The organism is Paraglaciecola aquimarina, from assembly GCF_032464635.1.
In the GTDB taxonomy this organism is placed as follows: Bacteria; Pseudomonadota; Gammaproteobacteria; order Enterobacterales; family Alteromonadaceae; genus Paraglaciecola; species Paraglaciecola aquimarina.
Window position 1 is genome coordinate 3,330,648 of sequence record NZ_JAWDIO010000002.1, and the last position, 15,868, is coordinate 3,346,515.

Below are 15,868 nucleotides of genomic sequence, written 5' to 3' on the forward strand. Positions count from 1 at the left end.
CTTTATACATTTCTAGGTTGCTTGAGTTTTGATGTGTAAAAGTGAAAAACCACTGTTTTTACTGAATGGTAGGTATGCTCAATCGCCGTTATACGGGGATGGAATGTGCGTTGACAGAATTTTTGATTAAGCCAATAAGGTTCTCGCGTTGCTAATGCCCTGTATTTGCCGGTGATGGGTATGCTCAGCAAATTGTCGCATCATGTGCTCTGAGCCAACGGCATAACAAAAGTGTTGTTCGAACTCTGTGGTAAGGGTGAGCCATTGTGCATCTGATAGCCCCAATCTTTGTAATATTGCTGGTTGGGTGGTGGTGATATGGCCTTGTTTATCTTCGCGAATGACACGGCCTGTTATATCCACTAGTTCGCAGTAATCTTTTAATGAGAATGAAATGCCTTTGGGCATGTTTTGCCTAGGGTTACCCACAAATGGCAACAGCGTGTGGGGTGGGTGTTGGTTAGTTTTCAACGCGTGAATGCGTTTTTGAATGCTGGTGTGATGGGAGTTTTCAGGGGTTGTCGCTATTTTTGTGCGAATGGGATTTAAATCCACATAGGCCATGCAGGCTAGTAAAGCTCTGTTATCTAACAGAGCTTGTGATTTAAACCGCCCTTCCCAGAACCTGCCAGTGCACTCGTCCTCTTTGTTGGCTTCTCGGGCGATGTGCTCGTTGAGATTGCGCATGAGCCAACTGATGTCGTGCAAACGCTGGCGATAAACCGCAATGGTGTCTTCAAGAGTATGCATTTCACTTTTTGTTAGCTCATCATCTCGCATAAACCTCTGGGTCAACAACGTCCCCTTATAGAGCGTATGCCACAGCGCTAATACCTGTTTATTTGACCAATTTAGCGCCTTATCTACATCCACATGCAACACCACATGTACGTGATTGCTCATCACCGCATAAGCACAAATATCAATGGCAAACACCGAAGACAAAAACAACAAGCGCTCCTCTACCCAAGCCCGCCTGTGCTCATAATTTTGCCCTGAATAATGGTCAACGCCACACAAAAATGAACGGCGCACACAACGAGACACACAATGATAAAATGGGGTATCTGATAAACTGATTAAACTGGCTCTTTTCTGAGTCATAACGCCTCCGAAAATGAATAAACACAAGCACAACCGCTTAACGATAGTCTAGTATAAGTCTACGATTTATCAAATTGTGATGGGTGTCCATGTAATTCTTTGCAGTAATTCTAAAGTGGAATCTGTCCTTTAGAGCCCGCCACCAGAACCAAATCAACTTGCTGTTTAGCTGTTGTAATTGAATCTAAATCATAGTGGATCTCACCTGATGTTTTCCCCTTCTCCATTGTTCCACCATGGCCAGTCAACTCTAAAATAGCATATTGCTTTTGTTCACCATGCTCCATAAATGCTGAATACAGAACTGATGGCTGTCCCAAGAATTTGTCAGGCCACTCTTCATTAGGATCAAATGCAAAGTTAACTTCAAAATAAATGACATACTCTCGCTCGTCTAGTTGGAAGTACTTATTTAAAGAGAAGCTATGGGTGTCAGTAGCGCCCGTCGAGGCGTCAATATTACCATTGGGATCAAGTCCACTAACCAAAGTGTACTTGCTCCGCCACACCGGCAACACTTGATTACGTTTAACCGCATGCCCATGCCAACTGGGGTTATCTGAGTATGCCAACTCGGGGCTTAAATATAAGGTTTCAATAAGTGCCCCTGTGGTCGATTCCGCCCAAATTGCAATAGCAGGCTTTAGTTTGGTTAAATTAGGTAACCGTACTTCAATATTTAGTGCGGTATGGAGAGCCTTAGTAGTTGGACTGGTTTCAGATGCAATATCAGTTTTGTCGGTCTGCATAATACGCACTGTACGTAAACTATCATCAAGTAGCTCGGTTGCAGTGTACTCTGAACTGCGCAAAATTTCTTTTTGATGTCTAGCTTCATAACTAAAATCAACCAGTTGATTAACAGGCATTAAATTATTCCAACCAGCAACGATAAGAGCCATCCACATACAACTAAGCAAGACTAATAACCGTTTACTTATTAAAGAACTTCTAGTCAATGTTTTCAAAAAGTAGCCGTACTTATGCAATAAATGATAAAGCACAAAAAATAGGGTGCTAGTAGCAAATAAAATATGTAAACGTGTATTGATAAGGGAGAAAGGTAAAGTATATGCCACTACGCCTGTTATTGTTAATGTTACAAATGACATAAGTAAGGCAAAGTGCATAAAATGTTTGTTAAGCATAGTAAGGCCTATGGTAGATGAAAATTAGCCAGCAATAACCTGTGTTACTGCTGGCAACACCATACAAAGGTTACGCATAACCAATTAATTGTCGTAATTCTGTGATGTGTTGTTTCCCTACTTGCCGTGGATTAGTACCGTATTTAGTACACAAAGCAGCGGCGTATCCTGTGGCGACCCCATTTGTCCACAGGTATTCATCACTCTAGGTCCTGCCAAACCAATATGAGTACAGCTGAAATTTCGACCTGCCATCATCAAATTACTGATGTCTTTTGAATAGAAGCATCTAAACGGAATGTAATACATGCCGACTTTTCTAAACAAAGCTTCGGAACGATAGTCAGCATGATGACCGTGATCTTTTAACTGGTAATGGGAGTCTAATGCCCGCTTTTCCTCGACCACTATGTCGGGAAAGTCTGGCTTATTTATCGCATCATTTTGTGAGTAAATATAGTCTCCCATTATCCGTCTCGATTCACGTCGGCCCCCAATAAAGGCTATAAACTTCAGCTCTACGAGTTTGTTCTTAGGTCGTTTCTTAGCATTGTAAAAATTACCAAATATTGCTCTCAACATATGATCACGAATCGTTTCTGCATCGGTAATTTGGTTAAGTTTGTCGTTAGAATATTCCCAATCCCAATCTCCTTCTAGTGCATAGTCCTTTCCTGCTACGTCCATTGCCCACGGCACTTTTGGAAATGAACTTGGCTTGCGACCATAGTCGCTATTCCACAATAAACTGGTCCCCATGACTTTATTGTCTGGTTGTTCAGGACTCCACAAATCACCATGTAAATCCCAGCCTTCGTCAAACTCTGATTTAGCTTCTCGGCCATAACGTGTTTCTGCGCCTGCCCAAAAGCCTAACCAACCATCACCGGTACTATCGATAAACTGGCTGGCTTTGAACCGTGTGATAATGCCTGTCCTAACGTTTCTGGCATCAACACTTTTTATCGTATTTCCATGCTTTTCTAGACCTATGACGATATGCTCAGCAAATAAGTTAACGTTGCTATTTGCCATGCTTTGTTCACGCTTTTGCTGATCGTACACCGCGTTTTTATGACCATTCGGATAATGTTCAGTATCAATAGATTTTAGAATTTTTTCACTTTTTCCGTGAATGCCTTCTGTATGCACACGGATCTCATCGCTGGCGTTACCACCAAATACAGGCCTATCTTGAATAAGGCTAACGTTAATGCCTTGTGAGTCTGCCGCCAAAGCAGCAGCGCATCCACTAATGCCACCACCACAAATAACTAAATCAAAAGATTTCTCTTCGATCGTTAATTGGCTACGACCAGCCATTTGATCTTTCCAATTAAACAAGTCTTTTGAGCTGTTAGGTAATTCAGGCGCCATTTCTTGAGTAATATATATGGCGTCAAAGCGACCATCGAAGCCAGTTAAGTCTTCTACCTCTATACTAACTTGGCCTTTATCTAATTTAAGTGAGCCAGCGTTTTGCCAAGCCCAACCTTTTTGCGTACCCAAAGTATTGGCTAACGTTTGACCGTTAATATGTACATTAAATTGACCAGGAGCAGGCCAATTACCAGGGCACCAATCTTTGGTGCGCACAAACACTGTCCAGACACCGGATTTTGGTATATCTATTTTTGTCGACGCATTTTCTACTGGAGTACCAAGGCCATGCGCTAACAACTGAAAGCCCCCATTTGTTGATAAAACTGGGTGTCTAACACCCAACCGCCTAGGTGACTAAAACTGCTAGCCTCTACTAACACGCCCCCAGTGGAAAAGCCTTGCTTAGTAAATCCATATCCTGGCGCAATAGTGCTCACAGCTATCGCTCCACCAATAATACGTATAAATTCTCTTCTGTTCATTTTAGCTCCCAAAGTTGTGCTTTTATTAGTAATTGTGTTGAGCTTAAAAGTTGACACATTTATTTAACAAATTACTTTTGGGTAGGTATAGGTGACATGATATAGCAGCCCTAGACTTTGTGTGGTTGAACGTAGCTGGGGCTTGCTATGAAAATTAGCAAAGTTTATAAAGCATTATTTTCAATTAGACTCACAATCTGATTTTGATTGAGTGCGCTGTCGAAAATAAACACTTCATCGATCCAACCACGAAAGAACTTTCGCTCTTTGTTAATTTGATTTGCTTCATAACCAATATTACGGCCTAAAATCAGAGGTTTAGATTTAGGATGTTGCAACTGGGTAAACACCTTTGCTATGGATTTATTTGAGCTTTTTTCTAGCTTCCCATCAATATAAATTAAAACATGAGTGGATAGGTTGACCTGTTCGCCACCAAATAAAACAATACTTACATGATGCCATCGGCTATCTCTTATATCCGTTGTGCCAATGACTTGCGCATCATTAGTACCAACACGGATACGTCCCAAAGGTCCATCTTCTTGCTGTGGATTGGGAGAAATTTGCCAAGCAGATGATTGATAAGACAAGCCCCAACCTAAAATCCCATAGGCGTTATTCACAGAAAAGTCTTTAGGGACTTTCACCCAAAACGCAACGGTTCTAGGTTTGTCTTCACCTATCCCTGGAAAATCCGTTTCAAGCCACGCGTCTTCGCCATTGAAATACAATGCATCACCAAATTGCCCGTTACTTGTTTCTGGTCCTGTTTGGTTTGCATTCATAGATTTAGGATGGGCGTTGAAACATTGGTTATTAATTCCCTGCCCATCACATAAATAACCATTTTCGGTTAGTTCATCAAACGACCAATGCATGTATTCAGGATCAGTGAGAGATTTACCCGGTAGAGCGCGCATAAACATTTTTGGATTATTTTGAATGATACTAACTTGTTCATTCAAATCAAACGCCCGTGCTTGGTTTATAAACACATGCTCAAAACTCTGTTGCTTAGTTGCTCTCACTTTTATTTCACCCTCTAGCACATGTACCTGTGATTCCCCTGAGTTCTGAACGCTAACCGCAAATTCAGTCCCTAAGTCTATGATCTGAGAGCTCGGCGTATCCACTTTAAAGCCTATTGCTTGTTCGGGTACTTTGGCGACTAAATTGCCACTTTGTAATACGACATGATCGGCTGACTTAAGATCTAAGATAATCGGTGCCTCTAAAACTAAAGTCACGCCATTAATTAAGGAAAGCTCTGCATAGCCTTGTTGTAATGAAATCAGCCCTGACTTAAGTTGATCATTAACCTGTAAATATCTACTGTCTAAGGAAATACCTGTGACTTTATCTACTTTTGCCAAGGTGACATTAGGCAAATAAAAGGAATGGTAACTCATGAGCAATAATGCGCATAACCCCACACTAAGCAAAACAGGCCTAAATTGAACCAAATGCAAGCACTGCGCAAAACCTGCCGTTAAATTACCCCACCAAGTGTTCTGATTTGGTTTCTTCAATAATTGAGTGATGCTAGTAACGAATTGTTCATCTGACATTTGTTTGTGCTGACTAGCTATCAACCTATCAACTATTTTTAACTTGGCTAAATGTTTGTGCAGATTCTGATTGTTTTCACAGGCAAGCCAAAGTTCCCTTTCGACCTTTTCGCCAGCTAAATAGGCAGCGATCAACTGTTGTTCTTGTTTCGTCATACTACCTCCCCTTTAAGCTTACGATTGATACATTGTTTCAGTCTTTCTCGTAGTCGATGTAAACGCATGGTCATAGTCGAGTGCTTACTGTTACACAACTCAGTTAACTGTTTAATACTGTAATTTTGATGATAATACCGTCGTAAAATTTGATTATCGTCAGCAGATAGCAATTGCATACATTGCGCTAAACAATCAGCCATAAATTTCTCATCGACACCTGTTAACACTTCTTCTACTGTTTCATCAACTAATTGCTCAAGCTCAATTAAGCCACCTACTAGTTTTTCTTTATGTTTACGCCAGTAATTTTTCAACAAGTTGCCCGCAATACCCCGTAGCCATGGTAAAAACAGAGAATTACAATCAAATTGGTGTATTTTACTAAACGCGATAAGAAAAGTTTCCTGAGCTAAATCGTCTGCCTCAACAGGATTATGCAAACGTACTGCAATTGCTTTTCTAATGTGGGCTTGATACTGGCGAACCAAATACTCAAAGGATTGAATATCCCCCATTTTTGCCTTTTCTATTAGATCTCGTTCTTCGTTTTCGATTGGTAAATTCTCCACTTTTATAAGTAATTGTTCCAAGACAGAAAAATGACACTTAATAAATCTAGATTTACTACATTAATCTATAAAAGTATAAATTTTCCACAAAAAAACTTGCATGTTTATTTATACAGTATTACTGTATATCCAACCACTGTATAAAACATCACTACTAAGAGTTTAATTATGGCAAGTGTTCACGCAATATCTAATTCTACCTCCCCTGTTACGACTATGCAGATCCCTGTCAGTCAGTCCGAACAAGTCGCTGATATAGATTTCTCTACACCTCAAAAATGGACGTATTTGTTGGCCAATCATATACGCTTTGCAGAGAAACAAGCTTACAGTATTCGCTTACCAAAACCAGAGCATCACCTTTTAACCTTATGGGTTGAGAAAATAGTCAGTAATGGGCAATGTGCTAGAATATTCATAGAGCAATTGTCGATGGATGAAGTGAGTTTTAAACGTATTAAACAATTATGCGTTGAGAATAATGTGACTTTAATCAATTTGGTCCATCAAACAAGTATGCGAAATAATGTTGTCCAGGGCCCTTGGTCACATTGATAGCTTTGTAATTTGAATAAACTGATTGACTCAAATATGGCTTACATCTAGTCTGAGCAGATCACTCGTCGCGATAAGTTGTATATGCACAATCAGACCAATTGTTACTGTCAAAGTGGCTCTTCTTTTGTCAGCTGTTGCCAACCCTATATTTTAGGTAAACAAAACCCCACCACTGCCGAACAGCTGATGCGTTCACGTTACAGCGCTTATGCAATTGGCAACTATACATACATTTTGCAGACCTACGGCAAAAAACAACGGGATGCCATTTCTGTTGATGAACTTGCCAAATCTTCCATTAACACAAAGTGGTTAGCCTTACAGGTCGTACAATATTTAACCAAAGACACTACCGCACAAGTAGAGTTCAAGGCATATTACCAAGTCGACTCTGTATATTACCTCATGCACGAGCTATCTAATTTTGAAAGAGTTGATAACCGATGGTTTTACACAACGGGCAATATACTGAAAGGTTCAGGGCAGTATAAACAAGAGCGAAATGACATTTGTTTGTGTGGCAGCGGAAGAAAGTTTAAGAAATGCTGTGGCAAATAGCAGTGAATAATATCCAATAGAAATACAGGCAAAAGAAAGGGGTATGCCCCCTAGCCTAATCAGTTGATGCCCATATAACGGAACTATCTACAACGCCACCGTAAATAATTTCATGTTTAATATCAATACCATCCATACTAGGTACCTTAAATAACATTTCAAAATTATTATAAGACTCTAGCTTGTTTTGATTAATTACGCTTTCGAACTCTTTAGATGATAAATCGCCTTCATTGGTCATAAACCAACTGACCTGCATAATTGAAGGATCAGAGAATCCAGAAAAAATATATATTTTATTATTTCTAGGTCCATCAACCTTAGCAAATAACCCATAGTCGGTATAACCTTCGTTCATGTTATCAGGCGACGAGTAACGTTTGGATAAATCCTTATTTTCTAACTGCAAATTGTGTTTGCTGAGATTAAAATGAGAGCCTTGAAAATACTGCTCTAATATCCCCATACCATTAAGAGGACCAAGGTAAATTATATCGAATGAGCGCAAATGATAGGCCCTGATGTCAGACGCGACACGGTAATTTACCCGATCTTTGCCGGCAACTAAATCAAACACATTTTTTAGCGCAATTGTGCTGCCTTTACTCACTAACTTTTGACGAAAACCTAAAGTCGTATTTGGATGCTCTGGATATTCAGCCAAATATCGCTTTAGGTCTTCATCTGACTTGATGTTGGTGTCGAATATGGTTCTTCGTCTATTTAGTTCTTTACTAAATTCAGAAAAATTATATACGTCGCCTAACACTATCATAACGGGTTTGTCAGACTTTCTAAGATCAGACCAAAGGTCATGATCCTTAGCATTGATTTTTGAAGTTTGACCAACAAATGAAGGGGGAGCACCTTTATACCAAAAATATCCAGCGATAACATTGACCAATACCGACATGAAAAGTAGTGCGCCAATAACAGATTTTTTGTTAAATACTTGCCCAGATGCTTGCTCGGTTTCGGGACTAACAGTTTCAGTTTCACTTTGAACAGAAGCATCGTTGTTCTTTTTAAACGTCAATCGATAGGCACCAACAGGAATAGTGATGAAAAATTTTTCAGCGCTGCCTTCTTGTAAGTAATAGTTTTCTAATTTTTTTCTCAAATTAGAAATATTAACTCTTACCGTCGAATCCTCAGCGGGGTTGAAATTCTCACCTTTGCCAAATACATCGATCGCAATTTCAATTTCTTTAGGGGCATGGTAATCGGCTGTGTTTCCTTCTATTACAGGCAATTCGCGTTCAAGTAGATACTCAAGCAACTTTTGTTGATTCTTAGAGCGACCAATCGCGCTCGATGTCAATAGGTCTAATTGTGCAAGGGCGTCTTCTTTAGAAGGGAGGTAACTATTATCTGTCACTTATTAACCTTTTATTATATATATAATTATTTACGAATCTGATATTCAACACTCTATCGACACCGAAACCAAGCACTTATTTCATTTGCCATCGGCTTTACGCTATTTAGTGCTGGCATTTTATAACATATCGTTAATCATGCATACCTACGCAGAATAAACCAAGGGTCAGTCAACCACTAGTTAGTGCGTTTTACTGCGAACAAATCATAAAAGTTCTGGGTAGTTGCTTGCGCTAACTCCGCCACACTCAAGCCTTTTAATTGTGCGATAAATTCCCCTACTTCTCGCACATACCCAGGTTGATTTTGTTTTCCTCTGTAGGGAACGGGTGCTAACCATGGAGAATCCGTTTCAATCAGCAATTTTTCTATGGGTATATGCTTTACAACGTCTTGTAATTCAAGAGCCTTTTTGAACGTTACAATACCTGAAATAGAAATATAAAAACCAAGTTCAATTGCCGCCTTAGCCATATCCCAATCTTCGGTAAAGCAATGTAAAACACCTTTAGTCTCGGGCGCCTTATATTGTTGCAACAACGCTATAGTATCTTCTTTCGCTCCTCTCGTATGAATAATAAGAGGTTTTTTTAGGGCATTGGCTACTTTTATATGATCAATAAAAGAGGTTAATTGTACTGCCTTAGTGTCTGGACTATAAAAGTAATCCAGCCCTGTTTCACCAATCGCTACCACATCTTTATTATCAGCCATGGCCAATAGATCTTCATAACTACACGCATCTTCTTGATGTAACGGATGTACTCCACAAGAAACCGATACATCTGCAAAGTGTTTTACCGTATCTAACATTTGCGGATAATCTGTAACTGAAACACAGACACACAAAAAGTGTTCCACTCCACGATTTCTAGCAAATTTTATCACTTCAGCCAATTCTTCTGGGCTTTTGTCTAGTCTGTCTAAGTGGCAATGTGAATCTACAAACACGTATATTTTCCTAAAATGAATTAACTTTATTAACTTGTGCAATCCCGTTTAACAGAGTCACTAATTGCAATGCTCTATTAATGCCTGGATTACTCATTTGGTTGGCGACAATTGACGCTTGCTTATTTATCCTAAAGAGTAAATCTACTGAGGCTTTGTTACTAGACAAAGTAGCTTGTTCACGCAGCCAATATTGGCTCCATTTTATCACTTTATCTGCGAATTCTTGCCATTCTGTCCCCAGTTGAGCCGCATTTTTACTTCCCGTTTTTAAATCCATTAATCCTTGCTTAAAAACAGCAAAGGTAAATTTTTGTTCCTGCTGCAACTCTTCAAGTAAAGCAAGGGGCCTAGCAGAAAACAATCTTGCAAAGTTGGGATCAATTTCCCCCTTGTATTGGTTTTCAACCCACTTAATACAAGTCGCCAAATCTGGCATAGGTAACGTGTGTTTTTCACAGCGGCTCTTTATCGTAGGCAAAATTCGTTCTGGCCGACTAGTAGTTAATAACAAAAATGTACTGTCGGTTGGCTCTTCTAATGTTTTCAATAGCGCATTTGCACTGGACTCTGTCATAGTATCCGCATGATGGATAATCAGCACCTTAGCTCCCGACATATGCGCCGATCCGACTAGTTTTTTAATCGACTCTCGAATAGCATCCACGCCTATTTGTTTATCTGATTCAACCTGATGTAAATCAGGATGGGTACCCGAGGCATTGAGCCGACAAGATTGACAAACACCACAAGCCATATTTGTTTGTGGCTCAGAGCAAAGCAAACGTTGTGCTAAGCCCATTACAAACTGCGACTTGCCCAACCCTGCAGGCCCTTGAAATAACATAGCATGATGCAGTTTACGTTGTTCTATTCTGGCAGATAACTGCAAAAATATTTGGTCAAACCAAGGTAACACTTATTGCTCCAAATACTGTTTTATTGCCAACTGAATATCGTGGTGTACTTCTGGTAATGTTTGCATAGTATTTATAACCACACAGTTCTGATCTTGCTCGGCCATTGCTAAATATGCTTCTCGCGTCCGTTCGAAAAAACTGAGGTCTTCTTGCTCAATACGGTCTAACTCACCTCGACCTTTTGCTCGCTTCAGCCCTTCTTTAGGCTCAACGTCTAGGTACAGAGTAAGATCAGGTTCGAACCCGTTGAGTGTAATACGGCGCAAAGACTCGATCATTTCGCTATCAATCATCCGCCCTCCTCCTTGATAGGCTCTTGAAGACATGTCATGTCTATCTCCCAAAATCCAATTACCTTGCTGTAAATTGGGCAAAATGACATTTTGCACTAACTGAGCTCGGGCGGCATACATTAATAGTAACTCAGCTTCGATTGTCACTTTTTCATCCGGCCAATCTGCTTTTACGCATTCTCGAATTGCTTCGGCCATTGCAGTTCCACCTGGCTCCCGAGTATTTACCAGTACATGACCGGCAGCTACAATAGCCTCACTGACAATAGAGACAGCAGTACTTTTACCAGCCCCTTCTAACCCCTCAATCACAATAAACTTACCCAATGCTTGCAAAATATTCTCTCTACGTTTCTATTATTTCTTTAATTGGTACTTTCGTACAGCCAGATTATGTTGTTGTAAAGTGACCGAAAACTGGTGACTACCATCACCTTTAGATACAAAATAAAGCTCTTCTGTTTCTAACGGATGTAAGGCTGCGTCAATCGCTAACTTACTAGGCATTGCAATAGGCGTTGGCGGTAGCCCTTTAATGACGTAAGTGTTGTATGGTGTTGCGTTTTTTAAATCTTTACGACGAATATTTCCGTCAAAGCTCGACCCCATCCCATAAATGACTGTGGGATCAGTCTGCAGTCGCATGTTTCGTTTTAGGCGATTAACAAACACGCCGGCGATTCTTGATCGCTCCTCAGCGACACCTGTCTCTTTTTCTATAATTGACGCCATTATTAGCGCCTCGTATGGCGTAGTGTACGGTAAATCAAGACTGCGATTTAACCAGGCTTGCTGCAGATAATCAGTCATTTGCCTATAAGCTCGCTCAACTAATTGCATAGCAGTAGTTTGATCAGTAAAGTGGTAAGTATCAGGTAACAATAAGCCTTCCAAAGATTGGTAAGGTAAATTGTCTAAAAATGTCTCAACTTCTAGTGCTAAGTTTTCTTGATTAATAAGTCTAGGGTTAGCTTGGATCACGGCGACCCATTCTTGCCAGCGTAGGCCTTCAACCAAACTAATGGAAAATTGCGCTTCTTTGCCACTTGCAAACAACGCTAGCAATTCCAATCCCGTCATCGAAGGGAGTAATTGGTAGGTACCAACTTTAATATTCGCTAAATGAGGCTGTAGTTTAAGACGGATTTTAAGCCCAATATTTTCCGCTAAAATCCCCTTAGACTTCAGTGTATTCAGTACTTGTTTTGAAGATTGACCTGATTTGATTTGAAACAACATCGGAGCGTTAAGGTTTATCGCCTTATGCACGCCTTGCTCAAAATAATAAACGATGCCTGAGACCACTATACACATAACAATAAATACAGCAGTTAAATACTTTACTGTTTTTAGCAAATTCATTAATTTACGATCCTTGTTTCGACGTTAACTCATCCAGCCACGATTGTACTAACACCGTTTGCTGCTTATCTTCAATGGTCAACACCTTATCAGAATGAGGGAAATGAATACTTAACACTGGTACTATTGCCATTAAACAATTACAGATGAACATAGCTTGAACATCCTTCAACTCCAATACATTTTTTTGACAAAATCTAGGTTAATACCATGCTTTTCAAAGAGATAAATGACTTGTTTACGCATAACACCCTCTACACCAGAATGAGTTAAATCAGGCGTAAACCACTGGCCATCTTGCTTCCAAAAACAATTAGCGATTGACGATTCAATAATTGCTCCATCTGTGTCACATACTAGCGCATCATCAAAATCACTGTTGAGTAAATCGTTCTTTATTAACACTTGTTCCATTCTATTAAGATGTTTGATACCCGCTAACAAGGGCTGTTTGGCAAGTTGAATAGGACTTACTGTTAATTTAATACCGTTTTGTTGGAGTTGATTATAGTGCTGGGGATAAGGGTGATGCGTTATTATATAATTGGGAGTAGAACAGCCTTTAGGTGAATAACCTCTCCCCCCTTGTCCTCGACTAATTAAAACCTTTATGACTAGATCACGTGTTTGATCATTTAGGTTTTGAAGCGATGCGTGAATCGAACGGGTTAACTCTTCCCAAGCAGAAAATTGTATAGCTAATTTATGACAGGAGGTCTTTAAACGTTGTATATGATCGTCATAAAATTCTAAACAACCATTTCGACAAGCAATAGTTGTAAAACAGCCATCGCCATATTGCAGTGCTCGGTCAGTTATTGATATTTCAGTCTGAAATTGACCATTAACGATCATTAAACAATCACCCATTAAAATCAAAAAGACTCGGACAAAACCGAGTCTAATATTGCATCACTTTTAATAAAGCCAATCTAGTTTATAGATCCGCAGTACTCAATTAGGCCTTTTTAAACAATAGCGAGCCATTAGTTCCACCAAAGCCGAAAGAATTACAAAGAGCATAATCCATCTGTTTATCTTTAGCCTTATTAGCCACAAAATCTAAATCGCAGCCTTCTCCTGGATTATCCAAGTTTATAGTAGGCGGCGCAATTTGGTCTCGTAAAGCTAAAATGGTAAAAATTGCTTCTACTGAACCTGCCGCACCTAACAAATGACCGGTCATAGATTTGGTCGAACTGACCAGCATATTTTGGGCATGGTCGCCGAACACTTTTTTTACTGCGGCAACTTCCGTTACATCACCCGCCGGCGTAGACGTACCGTGCGCATTAACATAACCGACTTCAGATGGGTGTATACCTGCATCGTTAATTGAATTTGCCATTGATGCAGCGGCGCCTTCGCCATCTTTAGGTGGTGAGGTCATGTGGTATGCATCACCACTCATACCAAAACCAACTAGTTCAGCATATATGGTTGCACCACGCGCAACAGCTGCGTCATGCTCTTCCAACATAATCACACCAGCGCCCTCTCCTAAGACAAAGCCATCTCTGTCTTTGTCCCAAGGACGACTCGCTTTCTCTGGCGCATCATTTCGCGTAGACAAGGCTCGTGCAGCGGAAAAGCCACCAATACCCAGCTCACATACTGTTGACTCAGCGCCCCCAGCAATCATGGCATCGGCATCACCATAAGCGATAGTTCGTGCAGCAATACCAATGTTATGTGCTCCTGTAGTACAGGCGGTTACTACGTTGAGATTTGGACCTTTCAACCCTTCAAAAATTGAAAAGAAACCAGAAACCATATTCGTCAGGGTAGAAGGAACAAAAAATGGTGATATTTTTCGTGGCCCACCTTCGAGCATCCGACCATGGTTTTCTTGAATTAACCCCAAACCACCAATACCAGAACCAATAGCAACACCGATTCTTGAGGCATTTTGTTCGGTTACGACTAAACCCGAATCAACTAGAGCCTGTTTACCCGCAGCAATACCAAGTTGGATAAATCTATCCATCTTTTTGGTTTCTTTTTTTGGAATGTATTGCGAGACGTCGAAGTTTTTCACTTCGCCAGCAAACTGAGTAGAAAAATTACTTGAATCAAAAGAGGTAATTGGCGCTATACCACTTTTTCCAGCTAAGATGTTTTTCCATGAAGAGTTAACATCATTACCGACCGGAGAAAGCATGCCAAGACCAGTCACAACAACGCGACGTTTGGACAAATTGGACTCCAACTATAGAATATAGAATAAAGAAAAAAAACGGCTCAGAAAGAGCCGTTTCAGAAAACCTTACGCGTCTTTATTCGCGTTAACGTAATCTATTGCAGATTGTACAGTTGTAATTTTCTCTGCTTCTTCATCTGGAATTTCAGTATCAAACTCTTCTTCAAGAGCCATAACTAACTCAACAGTATCAAGTGAATCTGCTCCTAGGTCATCAACAAAAGAAGCTTCATGTTTGACTTCTTCTTCTTTCACGCCTAATTGTTCGATGATTATTTTTTTAACGCGTTCTTCGATGTTGCTCATAATTATAGTTATCCTTAAACGTAACTAGATATAAATTTGCGAGTAGTGTATTCAGCTAAGAGTAGCCTTGCAAGCAAGAGACACAACTTTTTATCTGGTCTTACCACTCGCTATGTAAAATTAATTCTAAATGATCAGAGTTAGCCGTAACCTCCAATCGGTGAATTATCCCATATGCATGCCACCATTGACATGTATAGTTTCACCAGTAATGTAAGCTGCACTACTACTAGCTAAAAAACCTACCGTTGCTGCGATTTCTTTTGGTTCGCCTAAACGGTTAGCTGGAATGTCTTTGAAAATACTTTCTTTCTGCTCTGCAGTTAAAGATTTTGTCATATCAGTATCTATAAACCTAGGCGCGACCACGTTTACCGTAATCCCTCTTGACGCGACTTCCCGTGCCATTGATTTACTAAAACCAATCACACCTGCTTTAGCCGCGGCGTAGTTGGCTTGTCCAGCGTTACCTGTACTACCTACCACTGAGCCCACATTTATAATGCGACCTTTGCGTTTTTTCATCATGCCACGTAATACCGCTTTAGACATTTTAAAAATAGATGTCAGGTTAGTATCCACTATATCTTGCCATTCGTCATCTTTCATACGCATTAACAAATTATCTCGAGTGATACCCGCGTTATTAACTAAAATATCTATTGCACCATGTTTACCTGTCACTTCTTTGATAAGTGCGTCAATTGACTCAGGATCAGATACATTTAACACTTTTCCTTCACCATTATCCTGCAGATAATCGCTAATAGCTTGAGCACCGTTTTCAGATGTAGCGGTTCCAATCACTGTAGCTCCGTCTGCAACCAACTGCTCAGCTATTGCCTTGCCAATCCCTCTACTTGCTCCAGTAACTAGCGCAATGCTGCCATTTAAATTTGACATAGTTTCTCTCTATAAAAATCG

Annotated in this window: 18 protein-coding genes; 2 read left to right on the plus strand and 16 right to left on the minus strand. The window is 40.2% G+C overall.

Going from position 1 to position 15,868, the window contains the following annotated elements:
• Positions 1–126: 126 nt before the first annotated feature.
• From RS130_RS16520 to RS130_RS16545, 6 genes are all read right to left on the minus strand, one after another.
• Complete coding sequence (locus RS130_RS16520) at positions 127–1,104, minus strand: transposase (protein ID WP_316026842.1); 978 nt, start codon at positions 1,102–1,104, stop codon at positions 127–129.
• 110 nt (positions 1,105–1,214) lie between these two features.
• Positions 1,215–2,252, minus strand: a complete 1,038-nt coding sequence (locus tag RS130_RS16525) for a T9SS type B sorting domain-containing protein (protein ID WP_316026843.1) — start codon at positions 2,250–2,252, stop codon at positions 1,215–1,217.
• A gap of 117 nt (positions 2,253–2,369) precedes the next feature.
• A complete protein-coding gene (locus RS130_RS16530; protein WP_316026844.1) occupies positions 2,370–3,932 on the minus strand; it encodes an FAD-dependent oxidoreductase in 1,563 nt (520 codons plus the stop codon).
• Positions 3,926–4,117: a hypothetical protein gene (locus RS130_RS16535; protein WP_316026845.1), complete on the minus strand. Its 192-nt coding sequence runs from the start codon at positions 4,115–4,117 to the stop codon at positions 3,926–3,928. Before RS130_RS16535 ends, RS130_RS16530 begins: the two co-directional genes overlap by 7 nt.
• 164 nt (positions 4,118–4,281) lie before the next feature.
• Positions 4,282–5,844 (minus strand): LamG-like jellyroll fold domain-containing protein, encoded by a 1,563-nt coding sequence (locus tag RS130_RS16540; RefSeq protein ID WP_316026846.1) that lies wholly within the window; start codon positions 5,842–5,844, stop codon positions 4,282–4,284.
• Positions 5,841–6,416, minus strand: coding sequence for an RNA polymerase sigma factor (locus tag RS130_RS16545; protein ID WP_316026847.1), 576 nt, complete (start codon positions 6,414–6,416; stop codon positions 5,841–5,843). The genes RS130_RS16540 and RS130_RS16545 overlap by 4 nt, the downstream gene beginning before the upstream one ends.
• A gap of 168 nt (positions 6,417–6,584) precedes the next feature.
• Here RS130_RS16545 and RS130_RS16550 point away from each other — a divergent pair, with 168 nt between their 5' ends.
• Positions 6,585–6,971 (plus strand): hypothetical protein, encoded by a 387-nt coding sequence (locus RS130_RS16550; RefSeq protein WP_316026848.1) that lies wholly within the window; start codon positions 6,585–6,587, stop codon positions 6,969–6,971.
• Positions 6,972–7,055: 84 nt separating this feature from the next.
• Complete coding sequence (locus RS130_RS16555) at positions 7,056–7,532, plus strand: YchJ family protein (protein ID WP_316026849.1); 477 nt, start codon at positions 7,056–7,058, stop codon at positions 7,530–7,532.
• A gap of 55 nt (positions 7,533–7,587) precedes the next feature.
• Here RS130_RS16555 and RS130_RS16560 read toward each other — a convergent pair whose 3' ends face one another.
• The 10 genes from RS130_RS16560 to fabG form a co-directional block, all read right to left on the minus strand.
• On the minus strand, positions 7,588–8,910 hold the full coding sequence (locus RS130_RS16560; RefSeq protein WP_316026850.1) for a hypothetical protein: 1,323 nt from the start codon (positions 8,908–8,910) through the stop codon (positions 7,588–7,590).
• Positions 8,911–9,089: 179 nt separating this feature from the next.
• Complete coding sequence (locus RS130_RS16565) at positions 9,090–9,863, minus strand: TatD family hydrolase (RefSeq protein WP_316026851.1); 774 nt, start codon at positions 9,861–9,863, stop codon at positions 9,090–9,092.
• Positions 9,864–9,873: 10 nt separating this feature from the next.
• Positions 9,874–10,782 carry a DNA polymerase III subunit delta' gene (gene holB, locus RS130_RS16570; protein ID WP_316026852.1) on the minus strand — a complete coding sequence of 303 codons (909 nt, stop codon included), beginning with the start codon at positions 10,780–10,782 and terminating at the stop codon, positions 9,874–9,876.
• Positions 10,783–11,412, minus strand: coding sequence for a dTMP kinase (gene tmk / locus RS130_RS16575; protein WP_316026853.1), 630 nt, complete (start codon positions 11,410–11,412; stop codon positions 10,783–10,785).
• A 21-nt stretch (positions 11,413–11,433) separates the two neighbouring features.
• The gene (mltG, locus tag RS130_RS16580; RefSeq protein WP_316026854.1) at positions 11,434–12,438 is read right to left on the minus strand and encodes an endolytic transglycosylase MltG; all 1,005 of its coding nucleotides are present in this window, start codon (positions 12,436–12,438) and stop codon (positions 11,434–11,436) included.
• 4 nt (positions 12,439–12,442) lie between these two features.
• Complete coding sequence (locus RS130_RS16585; RefSeq protein ID WP_316026855.1) at positions 12,443–12,592, minus strand: hypothetical protein; 150 nt, start codon at positions 12,590–12,592, stop codon at positions 12,443–12,445.
• Positions 12,593–12,606: 14 nt separating this feature from the next.
• Positions 12,607–13,293: an aminodeoxychorismate lyase gene (gene pabC, locus RS130_RS16590; RefSeq protein WP_316026856.1), complete on the minus strand. Its 687-nt coding sequence runs from the start codon at positions 13,291–13,293 to the stop codon at positions 12,607–12,609.
• Positions 13,294–13,396: 103 nt separating this feature from the next.
• The gene (gene fabF, locus RS130_RS16595; protein ID WP_316026857.1) at positions 13,397–14,635 is read right to left on the minus strand and encodes a beta-ketoacyl-ACP synthase II; all 1,239 of its coding nucleotides are present in this window, start codon (positions 14,633–14,635) and stop codon (positions 13,397–13,399) included.
• Positions 14,636–14,704: 69 nt separating this feature from the next.
• Positions 14,705–14,944 (minus strand): acyl carrier protein, encoded by a 240-nt coding sequence (gene acpP / locus RS130_RS16600; protein ID WP_316026858.1) that lies wholly within the window; start codon positions 14,942–14,944, stop codon positions 14,705–14,707.
• Between the two features lie 165 nt (positions 14,945–15,109).
• Positions 15,110–15,847, minus strand: a complete 738-nt coding sequence (gene fabG, locus RS130_RS16605) for a 3-oxoacyl-ACP reductase FabG (protein ID WP_316026859.1) — start codon at positions 15,845–15,847, stop codon at positions 15,110–15,112.
• Between the last annotated feature and the right edge of the window lie 21 nt (positions 15,848–15,868).

Bases quoted from the DNA above. Each gene is read 5' to 3' on its own strand.
- fabG (WP_316026859.1), bottom strand. From the start codon at position 15,847: ATGTCAAATTTAAATGGCAGCATTGCGCTAGTTACTGGAGCAAGTAGA.
- RS130_RS16525 (WP_316026843.1), bottom strand. From the start codon at position 2,252: ATGCTTAACAAACATTTTATGCACTTTGCCTTACTTATGTCATTTGTA.
- RS130_RS16520 (WP_316026842.1), bottom strand. From the start codon at position 1,104: ATGACTCAGAAAAGAGCCAGTTTAATCAGTTTATCAGATACCCCATTT.
- RS130_RS16535 (WP_316026845.1), bottom strand. From the start codon at position 4,117: ATGAACAGAAGAGAATTTATACGTATTATTGGTGGAGCGATAGCTGTG.
- mltG (WP_316026854.1), bottom strand. From the start codon at position 12,438: ATGAATTTGCTAAAAACAGTAAAGTATTTAACTGCTGTATTTATTGTT.
- acpP (WP_316026858.1), bottom strand. From the start codon at position 14,944: ATGAGCAACATCGAAGAACGCGTTAAAAAAATAATCATCGAACAATTA.
- RS130_RS16585 (WP_316026855.1), bottom strand. From the start codon at position 12,592: ATGTTCATCTGTAATTGTTTAATGGCAATAGTACCAGTGTTAAGTATT.
- RS130_RS16540 (WP_316026846.1), bottom strand. From the start codon at position 5,844: ATGACGAAACAAGAACAACAGTTGATCGCTGCCTATTTAGCTGGCGAA.
- pabC (WP_316026856.1), bottom strand. From the start codon at position 13,293: ATGATCGTTAATGGTCAATTTCAGACTGAAATATCAATAACTGACCGA.
- RS130_RS16550 (WP_316026848.1), top strand. From the start codon at position 6,585: ATGGCAAGTGTTCACGCAATATCTAATTCTACCTCCCCTGTTACGACT.
- RS130_RS16555 (WP_316026849.1), top strand. From the start codon at position 7,056: ATGCACAATCAGACCAATTGTTACTGTCAAAGTGGCTCTTCTTTTGTC.